Source organism: Candidatus Phytoplasma sp. AldY-WA1 (assembly GCF_020312115.2).
Classification (GTDB): Bacteria; Bacillota_I; Bacilli_A; order Acholeplasmatales; family Acholeplasmataceae; genus Phytoplasma; species Phytoplasma vitis.
On sequence record NZ_JAHRHX020000002.1, the window covers coordinates 37,082 to 49,242 of the forward strand.

Consider the following 12,161-nt stretch of genomic DNA (forward strand, 5'->3'; position numbering starts at 1 on the left):
ATTATATTATTTTTTTTATAAATTGCAATAATAAAATTAATATTTTTAAAAAAATAAATAAAAACTTTTTTAATTCATATATTATTAATAAGTAGAGTATTTTGTAATTTTTAAATTAGTTATTAATTTATTTACATTTTTATAATTGTAAAAAAATATTATTGTATAGATTTTCAAAATTTAAAACAATAATTTAGAAAATGAAAAAAACACTTGAAAAAAATAGATAATATCGTTTTATCTTTTATAAATAAAAAAAGATTTATATTATTTTTTTTGATATTTTTATTATTTTTGTTTTTTTATTATAAATATTTATTTATTAAATATCAAAATCAAATTATTCAAAATGATTATAAAAAAAACCAAATTACATTTAATTTAAAAGATAAAGTTTTAAAAGAAAAAATTCAAATGATAGAAGACATGCAAAAAAAGATTCAAAATATCTTTGATTTTAAAAAAGATAAACCATCCTTTATTTTAAAACCTCATCGTTTAAATAAAGGAGATGTAGTATATGCTTTTACTTTAGATATTTTGTCTCATATAGAACCTTTTCAAGAAGGTATTGTAAGTAAAAATTATGATTTAAACGATAAAGAATATTTGCCTATTTCTATCAAAGGAGAAAAAAATAAAATATTTTTCAATACTAAAGGAGAATTTATAGGTATTTCTGTACCAAATCAAGATCCTAATATTACAATTAATCATATAATAACATCTAATTCTATTTTTTATTTTCTTAAATGTCAATTTAATTTAAAACAACCAGAATCATCTTCTGAAAAAGATATTGATGTTACAAATAAATATTATTTTTGGTTAGAATTAGATAAAAAGAAATATAAAATTTTTTTAGATCAAGAAGGATTGTTTTTAGGGTTGTATAATAGCGAATCTAAAATTGATTCTAAAAAAAATTTTTTAAATTATATTTTCGATCAGATAATATTATATGAATGCCAAATAAATCAATTGAATATCGAAAAGAAAAATTTAGAACAAAAAAATAACCTAGAAAATACAAAATTAAATTATCCTTTCGATGAAGAAATAAAAAATTTAAATAAAATCACTTTTTTGATTAAAGTCGAAAATTTTATGAAAAATAAATTTTTCAGTTTAGGTTCTGGTTTTATTTTTTGTGTTAAAGAAATAATGGAAAATAATGAAATATTTTATGATTATTATGTTTTAACTAATAGACATGTATTGAAACAAGCTTCAGAATATTCATCAATAAAAATTACACTTTTTAACATTTATTTTCAAGAAGAGGCGGAAATATTTGGTTTTATAAATAATCAAGATGTATATGATGATATAGCTATTTTAACTTTTAGAAATAAAAATAAAAAAAATTTTGAAGAAATAAAAACAATTTTAAATAAAGTTTTACCTAAGAAAAAAATAAATATTTATCAAGGTGAAGCTATTTATAGTATGGGGTCTCAAATTTCTCAAATTAAATCACAAAAATTAACTTTGGATAATTTCGATACTCTTTCGAAAGATAAAAATATAGATTTATTTGCAAAACCAGATATTATTTGGGGAGTAAATTTATTAAAAAAAGGTAATATTGTTGATTATAATGAAAAAGAAATTTCTTTTGATATCCAAATTGATTCAGGTAATAGCGGGGGTCCTGTTTTTAATACTAATTTCGAAATTATAGGTATAAATAAAAGTATTATTATAAGTGATTATATACCAGATAGAACTTCTCAATGTCTTAATATTGAACATGTTAAAAAAATATGTAATCGAATAATTGAATTACATCAAAAAAATCCAATTAAAAAATTTTTTCAAATTTTACCAGAAGATTATGATTATTTACAAAATGAATTAAATTCATTTCCACCTTTTAAACAAAATCAAAATTTTTCAATAAAGAATAAAAATAATATTACTATTAAAATTGAAGAATTATTAAATTATTTTCGAAATAAAAAAATAAAATCAATTACTTCTGAGTTAATAAAAGAAGAAAAAGAAGTAAAATTAAATATTAAATTAGTAGTTATTTTTTATAAAAAAGAGCAAATATTTTCTTTAAATCCTAAAAAAGAGCAAATAAAAATCGCTTATAATGAAGAAACAAATGACATTATTTTTGAAAAAAAGGGTCCAAATAATTTAAATGAAATTAAAATTTATAATATCGATGATATTCGGTTAAAAGAACAACATGAACCCTTTATATCTTTAGAATTGGTTTATCCTTATGAACAAAATAATGATAAAATGGAAATAAATGAAAAATTTCAATTTGATAATTTAAAGAAAATAAAAAATTCTTTAATTGTTTGGGATCAAAATCCAGAAATTAGTGGTAATGGAATTGTTTTTCAAAAAAAATCTTTACCAAATAATAATTTTTTATATTTTGTTTTATCTACTTATACAAATTATACAAATAATAATAAGTTATTATCGTTAATAGAATCGATTAAAAATATTTTTTCTAATGAAATTAAAATAACTATTTTTCATAATGATGATTATCAAACAGAAAAAGGTCAAATTAAAAGTTTTTTATTAGGAAATAATAATTTGATTTTAATAACTTTTGAATCTGCGAATAATTACGATATTATTCCGACCAGATCTTCTGAAAATTTAAATTTAGGAGAAGAAATATTTTTTTTAATAAATAACTATAATGATAATTATTTTCCTCAAATGTTCAAAGGTGTTGTAAGTTATAAAACAGATGATTTTTTCTTGTGTGATTCTGTATTTGATTTAAAAAAGAAAAATAAAATTGCTAATTCTAAATTTAATTTTTTATATTTCGACAATAAAGGTAATTTTCTAGGATTTAATAATATTTTGGAAGAATCTAATAATTTACCACATAATTTTATTAAAGTTTCTTTATTAAAAGAAAAAGATATATTTAATTTTTTTAAAATATATAAATTAAAAGAAAATTTGAATTTAATTTTTTCTTTTTTATTTGTTCTTATTATTCTATTTATTGTTATTATTTATTCTAATCATCGTATAAAAAGAAAATTTTGATAATATTACGTTTTCAAAATATTATTTTAATGTTGAAATTTTTTTATTTTTATGAATTATCTTTTATTTATTTAAAATTTTTGGATTAGAAATTCGCACTGTTATAAATTTTGGTAAATAAATTCATTTTTAATAACGAAAAGACTAGTTAACACAAACTAGTCTTTTTTGTTTTTAATTAAAAGAGGTTTTAAAAATATTTAGATTTAAAAAAGCATTTACATTTTTTTAGAACAGTGAGTACATCTAGAACTTTTTTTAAAATAAAAACAATAATATCTAAGATTATAACTACCAAAAAACATATTAATTTAAATAATTTTATTTTTTTCTATTCAATGACCAATATTTTAATTTGGATAAAGTATCAAAAATTCTGTAAACAATATCTTTAGCTGTATTAACAATGGCTTTAATAGTTCCTTCAGAGACGCCTATTACACCTTATTGTTCTAAAATATCTGAAATAACCTTGGGTTGTAATTCACTATTTTCTAGTTTATAAGACCATCTTTTTTTAGTAGAATCATATGAAAAAATAATATTGTTGTTTGTTAGTTTGGAAGGGTATTTAATTGATGTTAATTCTCCTTCTGGATTATAATATTCTATCGTACCATCCTTAAAAATATGAGAATAAGAATTATCAGATTCTTTTGTTTTATCGTATTGTAATTCCTTAGGAACTTGAGAATCGGAGATATCTTCTTTTTTTATGATTTTAATTTCTTTCAAACGTAGATATTCATCATAACGCAAAACATCTTCTAATGTTTCTTCATGTTTTGTATGTAATAAAAAATAATTACCTGGTTCTAATTTTCCACTTTTAACATCTTTGTATTTTTCAGTATCAGTATAGGAATTTATTAATTTCTTTATACCGTCTTCTTGTTGATATTGACTATAAATCACTTCATCACTATTATAAATAAAATTACGTTTGTTATCTTTATCATCCTTCATAATCACTTTACGATAAGGTTTTTGATCATCGTGGCTTAATATTGTTACTTTTGACGGTTCTTTGTCATTACTAGGTAGATAATTAAAATATGTATATCTAGTGGGAGCATTAGGTATGTAATCTTTTATAGTATAACCAACTGTATCATCATTACATTCTATTAATGTAATTAGACTTTGATTTTCATCATAACAATATAATTGGTATGGCCAATCCCTATAATTTAAACGACTTATTAATCTACAATAAGCTTGTTGTATTTTTCCTTGTTCAGAAATTTTTAAAAAAGAGCCGTCATCATAGACAATTTCTTTATATAAACCATTAGGATGTTTTTTAGTTTTGGTTTGATTTATTTTGTTAATATCGTTAATGTAAGTGTAAGCCTCTTGAAATGCTAAAAATTCTAGAGTAAACAAAGTATATCTCCCAGTTATATTGCTATAAGGGGTTGTGTTACGTGTATTGGTACCAGAATTTGAAGACTTTTTAAGATACCAAACAATAAAAATCAAAAGAGCACTAATTATTAAAATAGTAAAGATTGTTATATATAATTTTTTTTTATTATTAGGCCTATTGTTTATAATATACATATTATGTCTCCTAAAACATTTCTAAAAAATAAAAATGCATTATAATAAAATATTAAGGCGTTAACACTGCCCAACTCCAAGAAGCTCCACCAGTCGCTGGCGCTACTACTTTTGCTGCGCGCACTATTATAAATTTTTGTAAATAAAAGCGTTTACATTTTTTTAGAACAGTGCGTACATCTAGAACTTTTTTTAAAATAAAAACAATAATATCTAAGATTATAACTACCAAAAAACATATTAATTTAAATAATTTTATTTTTTTCTATTCAATGACCAATATTTTAATTTGGATAAAGTATCAAAAATTCTGTAAACAATATCTTTAGCTGTATTAACAATGGCTTTAATAGTTCCTTCAGAGACGCCTATTACACCTTATTGTTCTAAAATATCTGAAATAACCTTGGGTTGTAATTCACTATTTTCTAGTTTATAAGACCATCTTTTTTTAGTAGAATCATATGAAAAAATAATATTGTTGTTTGTTAGTTTGGAAGGGTATTTAATTGATGTTAATTCTCCTTCTGGATTATAATATTCTATCGTACCATCCTTAAAAATATGAGAATAAGAATTATCAGATTCTTTTGTTTTATCGTATTGTAATTCCTTAGGAACTTGAGAATCGGAGATATCTTCTTTTTTTATGATTTTAATTTCTTTCAAACGTTGACCTGTACTATACAAAGCATCTTTTAATAGTATGTCATCTTTTGGATATAATAAAAAATAATTACCTGGTTCTAATTTTTCAATTGTAACATCTTTGTATGGTTCAGTAGTTTCATAATTATAACCATAATTATCATAATTATAAATTGTTAAAACATCATTAACTTGAAGTTTTTCCATTATTTTGTTAGTTATTTCGACTTCTTTTGCTCTGTTATCTAGATTTGGATCAATTATTGAATTAATTTTATATTTATCTAGAATCTTTTGATTTTTATCTATAAAAAAATATGTTCTGTAAGGATCTATTAATTTCTTCATACCGTCTTCTTGTTGATATTGACTATAAATCACTTCATGACTATTATAAATAAAATTACATTTTTTATCTATATCATCCTTCATGATTGTTGTACGATAAGGTATTTTTTTATAATCGTGGCTTAATATTGTTACTTTTGATTGTTGTTTTTCATAATCCTTAAACAAAAAATCTTCCAATCCATTAGTATGAGAATGAGGTGTGTAATCTTTTATAGTATAACCTGTACCATTATGTTCTATTAATGTAATTAGATTTTCATTTTCATCATAACAATATAATTTATATGGCTTCCGATTCATATAATTGAAACGACTTATTAATCTACAATAAGCTTGTTGTATTTTTCCTTGTTCAGAAATTTTTAAAAAAGAGCCGTCATCATAGACAATTTCTTTATATAAACCATTAGGATGTTTTTTAGTTTTGGTTTGATTTATTTTGTTAATATTGTTAATATCGTTAATGTAAGTGTAAGCGTCTTCTTGAAATGCTAAAAAAAATCTAGTTATATTGCTATAAGGGGTTGTGTTACGTGTATTGGTACCAGAATTTGAAGACTTTTTAAGATACCAAACAATAAAAATCAAAAGAGCACTAATTATTAAAATAGTAAAGATTGTTATATATAATTTTTTTTTATTATTAGGCCTATTGTTTATAATATACATATTATGTCTCCTAAAACATTTCTAAAAAATAAAAATGCATTATAATAAAATATTAAGGCGTTAACACTGCCCAACTCCAAGAAGCTCCACCAGTCGCTGGCGCTACTGCTGTTGCTGTACCCCATTTAGCTATTTGCCATATACAATAACCAATGCCTACACATGCACCAACAGTTAAAGTATCTTTTTTTGCTTTGTCGATTCTTTTGTTTTCTATTTCTTTTGCTCTTTGTTGTTCTAACAAATATATTCTTTGCTTTTCTTTTTCTTCTTCTTTTGTTTTGGCCGCTAACTTTTCATCAACCGCACTATAAATAACATAAGAATTTGAACCATGTTCACAATTAAAAAATTCCCCATTTTTAATAATTCCGATTTTATTAAACAAACATCGAACGGTATCTTTAACTGTTTCAAAAGAATAATTAATAAATAATGCTGTATCTGATAACGTTTGATATAAATGAGCAGAATCTAAGGAATTTTCATCTCCGAAAACAACATTTATTTCTTTTTGTTCTTTTATTCCTGAAAATATTTTTTTATCAGGAGTCAAAGAATTTTTTATTAAATTAAAAGTTAAGTGATGTTCATTATTAATTTTAAAATCAGTGATTGATTTCGAAGATAAATTATCATTATTTAGAATACCCACAATTTCTAATCGATTATCGCTGGTAAAATTAAGTTTAAAACCTTTAATTATTGTATCATCTTTATTTGTATTATTTGTATTATTTGTATTATTTGTATTTGAAAGTTCTTTTAATTTTAATGTACCTTTATTATAATAATTTTGTTCAATTTTAATAGTTTTTAAATTATCTGGTTTTTTTAACATAATTTCTATTTTATTACGGATAGCTTCACCCAGTTTCATTAAATCTTTAGGAAGATTTACTAAAACTAAAACATATTCTGCATTTTTAGCATCATTTAAATAACATTTTAAAATATCTTTTTTAATAAGATGTTTATAAACATCATTCATTATCGTTTCTTTTAATTCTTCATCCTTAATTTTAGGAATATGATCGCTTTTTTTGACCACACAAGAACATAAACCAAATTCTAATGTTTCCACACATCTTAAATCAGCTTTAGGATTAAAGAAAAAATAACTATCTTCTGGATTTTTTTGAAGATGTTCTTTTAAAGATGATAAATTCATAGCAATTAAATCTTGTTTTCCAGAAGCCAATAAATCCATTTCATCTTTAATATTAGTACCATTACGAATACATTTATAAATATATTCAGCATCTTCGCCATATTTTTGAACAAAATAATTTTTAATATCTTTATCATTTGTATTGTTTAAAATTTGTTGTTTAGTAATCCATTCTTCTTGTTTTTCACAAGGATCTTTTAAAACCCCTGGAACTGTGTAAAAATCTTTTTTACTTGGAGAACCTACAAAATAACGATATTTGCTACCACTTAACTCATGAGGTTTATCATAATTAGGATAGTGTTTTTCTTCTTGAGCTAAAAAATATTAAAAAAAAATACATATAATAGTTATAATTTTATTAATATTAAAATTCATTTTCTATTCCTCTATTTTTTCAATTGTTCCTTATTTTCTAAATCTCTTATTTTATTTTCTAAATCTCTTATTTTATTTTCTAATTCAATTAATTTTTCTCTATTTTTAATTATTGTTTTATTTGTTATTTCATCTAATCTATTTTTTAAATCAATATTATTTTTTAAAATATGATGCATAACTACAGTAGAAAGACATATATACCCTATAACACATATATACCATACTATTTCCATTTTTAATTTATTCCTTTTTATATATTTTTCATTTCTTCTAATTTAAAATAATTTTCTACTTCTTTCATAATATATATTTCATAATATATACAGCATTAATTAAATCTTCACACCAATAAATATAATTATTTTCATCGAAACCTTCTAATTCAATATTTAAATATTTTATTTTTTTTAATAATTCTATTTTATTCATACACATTTTAATTATTTTCCTTTATTAAATTAAATATCCTCTAAGATTTTAGGTATATTAGATTTATAAATACTACTGCTAAATCTTGAACTTGAACCTGTATTTAAAAGTGTATTTATTATTAAACTTTTATATTCTCGTTTTTCTTTATCAGTTAAATTAATTATTTTATCTTTATATACTATTTTTTCTGTTTCAACTGGTTTGATTTTTAACCAAAAATAAAAAGAAAAAGGACAACAATAAAATAACTTTTTCAACAAAAACAATTTTTTTACTAAACATATAATTAAACCAAAACCTCCTAAATTATTTTTTTATTTGATAAAATATTTAATAAAAATGAATAAAATAAAAATAAATATTTAAAAAATTTAAAAATAACTAGAATAAAAATTTATTATCCAAAATATTTTTATTACCTTCTTTCCTTAGAATAATTTAATTATATTTTTTTTATAATTGGTTTTTGGTTAGGTTTTTTTATATTAGAAAATATTTTTTTAATGTCATAATTCTTATCACTAATAAAAAAATATAATTATGCATATTATAATAAAAAAAGCAAAAAAATGTTTAAATAAATTTAACAAAATTAATTTTTGGTAAAATGATCCTTTTTCAGGATTTAAAAAATTTTTTTAAAAAATAAAATATTTAAAATATAATGTAAACCACAATTAAAACCGAAAAAAATAATATAAAAAAATAAACTCAACTTATTACGAACTGCCCCCCATTTCATTAACAACAATTTAATTTAAAATATTAACTAAGTTTAACTGAATAAGTTAAACTTTTTATTTTATTAAAAATTATAATTCTCAAAGAAGAATAAAATATTTAAAATATCTTCGTATCAATTTAAATATCAAAAAGAAAACCAACAATCAACTCTCAGATAATAATGAGAGTTTTACTTGTTGGTTCTCTTTTTGAATATTTCATTGAAAAAAATTTTTAATTTTTGTTTGACATATTATTTTTTTATGTTATAGTATTGATAATTAATAAATAGTTTACTTCAAAAAGACTTTATTATTTATAATAATAATTCCATAAATATTTTGACATAAAAATTATTATTTGATATAATGACGTTTATTAATGAAAATTAATATATCTTGTTTAGAAAAATAGATAATATTCAATAGGATGGAGGTTTGTATGTTTAAATTTTTTTTAAATATGAAAAAGAAGACATCATTTTTTTTAATATTTTTTTTCTTTATTATTTATAACGGTTTTCAAATTTATGCTTATCCATTAAACGATAGTGATAGTGAGCGTGTTAAAAACTCTCAACTATCAACTTTGAATCCTTGTGACTATGAAATAGATTATAATAGAAAGCATAATTCCCAATTTTGGAGACACGAAAATGGACATGCTTTTGTTGATAATGCTCGAGTTTTTTATGATATTCCAGGTATTAAAATGGTTCCTTGTAGGACTTATCAAGAATATGCTAATAAATCACAAATAGCGGGTAATGCTTTTGGTACACTTTGTAATTTTTATCCTCCAGCAAAGTTTGTATAATGAATTATTATTATTTAGTAATTAATTTTTTCGTTGGCTCTGTCTCTTTGTATATCGCATTAAAAACTAAATATTTGGATTTTATCATTGATCCTTCTAGTAGATTTTATAAACGAAATTTCAAAACTTATATTAATGATTATCATACTGATCACAAAAGAAATAAATCAATTAAAAAAAATATCGATCAAATTAATAAAGAAAAAGAAAATATTGTTAAAAAATCACAAATAAATGATATTGCTTCATATAAAAGTGTTTTTTATAGGTTATATAGTTTAATTATTCTATCTTTTTTATCAGGAATTATTAATTATTTCGTTGTTGTCCATAAACTTGAGATAAAAAGCGTTTATTCGATTCTTTATTTAGAATGGTTCATATTTTCAATTATATTATTTGTGTATTTTATTCGTTTTTTATGTTATTTGTTTTTAGATATATATCTTTTTTCTGGTTTATTCTCGAATTTATTCTCTATATTTTTGTCGCTTTTATATGGAGCATTTTTTTCTTGTTTTTATATATTAGAATATAAATTTTATCAGATATCGAATTGTCCTTTATCATATAAAATTTTGAAATATTTTATCTTATTATATATTATCTTACCTCTTTTTTTAACTTTTATAATAATTTTTATAGTTAGTTTTTTATATAGAAATAATAAAATAAAAGTTAATAATAAATTTCATACTTTCCTCAAAACATTATTTATTATTAGTTTTTTCATAGAAACATCTTTTGTACCTCAAATATTTGGTCATAATTCTTTATTTACTTTAATCATATATTTATTAGAAGCGTTATTTGGTTTAATTTTATATAGTTTGGTTTGGGTTAATACTTTAAATCAACTGGATCGTTTTATTGAACAAAAAATTCCGAAAAAATGTGAATGGCTTTTGGTATATTTTTTATTCGAATCTTTGCTTTTTATTTTTATGGAAATTTTACTTATAATTATACGTATTAGAGATTATTTAGTTAGAAAAAAAAAATTGTAAAAATTAATTATTTTAGTTTCAAAGTTATAATTTTTTGGTCATCTTATTTTTTTAAATCTTTTTTAAATAAAAATCTAATAAAATCCTAAAAAAAATCCTAAAATAAAATTCAATATATTGTTTATATTTTTATTAAAAATTATAATTATCAAAGAAGAATGAAATATTTAAATTATTTTTCCTTATAATTTAAATATCAAAAAGAAAACCAACAATCCACTCTCAGATAATAATGAGAGCACAGTGTTTCAAAAAAGTGTAAATAAATTCATTTTTAATACCAAAAAGACTAGTTAAAACAAACTAGTGGTTGTGCGCACTGTTATAAATTTTTGTAAATAAATTCATTTTTAATACCGAAAAGACTAGTTTAAAACAACTAGTCTTTTTTTTGTTTTTAGTAAAAAGGAGTATTAAAAATGAATAAACAAAGTTTAGAAGAAATTGAAAAAAGTTATTTTGATTTATTTTTAAATCTTTTTAAAGAAAATAAAGAAATCAACGATGACAAAATAGAAGAAAAAATTAATAAATTAATTAAACAAATTAGATATTTATTATTTTGTAAAGTAATTAATTTTAAATTTCCATTTCCATTAGAAAAAGAAGATTTGATGTTAATAACTTATCAAATTTTAGTAGAAAAAAGCGAAAAAATTAGATCAAAAATTCAAAGTTTTGGAAAAAGAGATTTTATCAATGCTTTTGTAATTAAATCAATTCGAAATTATTTTTACAATTTATCAAGAAATCAAAATCTTAATGAGATAGGATTTATTGATATTAAGAATTCAATTCTTACAAAATCAAACGAAGAAGTTGAATTATCAAATTTTGATTTATTAGACAATCCAATAATACATAAAAAAAACGAAACTAAATTCGGAGATGAACTTTATCGTCAAGATTGTGAAATAAGTTTATTAAAAAATATCGTTAATCGTGAATTAACAAAAGCGGAATTAAAAATTTTTCAAACTGCTTATCAACTAGAACAATTTAACTCTTTATCAAACGAAGAAGTTGCTAAAGAATTGAATACAACAAAAGCTTATATTGAAAAAGAAAAATCAATAATTCAAGACAAAATAAAATTTGCTAAACAAAGACGTCGATTAGTTGATTTATTAACAATCACGAAAATCACAAATAAAGATTTCTTAAAAACATTAAAATGTTGTCAATTAAAAACAAATCAACCACAAATAACGTATTTTTCAGATGATGAAAATACACTTTATTACAGTGAATTTGATAAAAAATTAGTTTTTCAATTAATTGAAAACAAAGATAATCAATACAAATTAAGCACATTATATTTTGATGAAATCGATTGTATTGAAAAAGAAAAGAAAATTAAATAA

The 12,161-nt window shown here is 20.7% G+C and carries 11 protein-coding genes; 4 read left to right on the plus strand and 7 right to left on the minus strand.

From position 1 onward, the window contains the following. The first annotated feature begins 213 nt into the window (after nucleotides 1-213). Complete coding sequence (locus tag KTO59_RS00325) at nucleotides 214-3,036, plus strand: S1 family peptidase (protein WP_284928139.1); 2,823 nt, start codon at nucleotides 214-216, stop codon at nucleotides 3,034-3,036. A 444-nt stretch (nucleotides 3,037-3,480) separates the two neighbouring features. Here the strand turns inward: KTO59_RS00325 and KTO59_RS00330 are convergent, their stop codons facing one another. The 7 genes from KTO59_RS00330 to KTO59_RS00360 all read right to left on the minus strand — a co-directional run bounded on the left by KTO59_RS00330 (nucleotide 3,481) and on the right by KTO59_RS00360 (nucleotide 8,508). Beyond that, nucleotides 3,481-4,599 carry a hypothetical protein gene (locus tag KTO59_RS00330; RefSeq protein ID WP_284928140.1) on the minus strand — a complete coding sequence of 373 codons (1,119 nt, stop codon included), beginning with the start codon at nucleotides 4,597-4,599 and terminating at the stop codon, nucleotides 3,481-3,483. 52 nt (nucleotides 4,600-4,651) lie between these two features. Beyond that, on the minus strand, nucleotides 4,652-4,831 hold the full coding sequence (locus KTO59_RS00335) for a hypothetical protein (protein ID WP_284928141.1): 180 nt from the start codon (nucleotides 4,829-4,831) through the stop codon (nucleotides 4,652-4,654). Between the two features lie 146 nt (nucleotides 4,832-4,977). After that, entirely contained in the window at nucleotides 4,978-6,267 is a 1,290-nt protein-coding gene (locus KTO59_RS00340) for a hypothetical protein (protein WP_284928142.1), read from the minus strand. Nucleotides 6,268-6,319: 52 nt separating this feature from the next. Then, a complete protein-coding gene (locus KTO59_RS00345; protein WP_284928145.1) occupies nucleotides 6,320-7,477 on the minus strand; it encodes a hypothetical protein in 1,158 nt (385 codons plus the stop codon). A 350-nt stretch (nucleotides 7,478-7,827) separates the two neighbouring features. Next, on the minus strand, nucleotides 7,828-8,052 hold the full coding sequence (locus KTO59_RS00350) for a hypothetical protein (RefSeq protein ID WP_284928146.1): 225 nt from the start codon (nucleotides 8,050-8,052) through the stop codon (nucleotides 7,828-7,830). 64 nt (nucleotides 8,053-8,116) lie between these two features. Then, the gene (locus KTO59_RS00355; RefSeq protein ID WP_284928147.1) at nucleotides 8,117-8,254 is read right to left on the minus strand and encodes a hypothetical protein; all 138 of its coding nucleotides are present in this window, start codon (nucleotides 8,252-8,254) and stop codon (nucleotides 8,117-8,119) included. Nucleotides 8,255-8,277: 23 nt separating this feature from the next. After that, nucleotides 8,278-8,508, minus strand: coding sequence for a hypothetical protein (locus KTO59_RS00360; protein WP_284928148.1), 231 nt, complete (start codon nucleotides 8,506-8,508; stop codon nucleotides 8,278-8,280). Between the two features lie 907 nt (nucleotides 8,509-9,415). Between KTO59_RS00360 and KTO59_RS00365 the strand changes: the two genes are divergently transcribed. The 3 genes from KTO59_RS00365 to KTO59_RS00375 all read left to right on the plus strand — a co-directional run bounded on the left by KTO59_RS00365 (nucleotide 9,416) and on the right by KTO59_RS00375 (nucleotide 12,161). Then, a complete protein-coding gene (locus tag KTO59_RS00365) occupies nucleotides 9,416-9,790 on the plus strand; it encodes a hypothetical protein (protein ID WP_284928149.1) in 375 nt (124 codons plus the stop codon). Next, the gene (locus KTO59_RS00370; RefSeq protein ID WP_284928150.1) at nucleotides 9,790-10,797 is read left to right on the plus strand and encodes a Bax inhibitor-1/YccA family membrane protein; all 1,008 of its coding nucleotides are present in this window, start codon (nucleotides 9,790-9,792) and stop codon (nucleotides 10,795-10,797) included. Before KTO59_RS00365 ends, KTO59_RS00370 begins: the two co-directional genes overlap by 1 nt. A 419-nt stretch (nucleotides 10,798-11,216) precedes the next feature. Next, on the plus strand, nucleotides 11,217-12,161 hold the full coding sequence (locus KTO59_RS00375) for a hypothetical protein (protein ID WP_284928151.1): 945 nt from the start codon (nucleotides 11,217-11,219) through the stop codon (nucleotides 12,159-12,161).

Excerpts from the sequence above, each read along its gene's own strand:
- KTO59_RS00330 (WP_284928140.1), bottom strand. The coding sequence starts at position 4,599 with ATGTATATTATAAACAATAGGCCTAATAATAAAAAAAAATTATATATA.
- KTO59_RS00340 (WP_284928142.1), bottom strand. The coding sequence starts at position 6,267 with ATGTATATTATAAACAATAGGCCTAATAATAAAAAAAAATTATATATA.
- KTO59_RS00345 (WP_284928145.1), bottom strand. The coding sequence starts at position 7,477 with ATGGATTTATTGGCTTCTGGAAAACAAGATTTAATTGCTATGAATTTA.
- KTO59_RS00350 (WP_284928146.1), bottom strand. The coding sequence starts at position 8,052 with ATGGAAATAGTATGGTATATATGTGTTATAGGGTATATATGTCTTTCT.
- KTO59_RS00355 (WP_284928147.1), bottom strand. The coding sequence starts at position 8,254 with ATGTGTATGAATAAAATAGAATTATTAAAAAAAATAAAATATTTAAAT.
- KTO59_RS00365 (WP_284928149.1), top strand. The coding sequence starts at position 9,416 with ATGTTTAAATTTTTTTTAAATATGAAAAAGAAGACATCATTTTTTTTA.
- KTO59_RS00370 (WP_284928150.1), top strand. The coding sequence starts at position 9,790 with ATGAATTATTATTATTTAGTAATTAATTTTTTCGTTGGCTCTGTCTCT.
- KTO59_RS00375 (WP_284928151.1), top strand. The coding sequence starts at position 11,217 with ATGAATAAACAAAGTTTAGAAGAAATTGAAAAAAGTTATTTTGATTTA.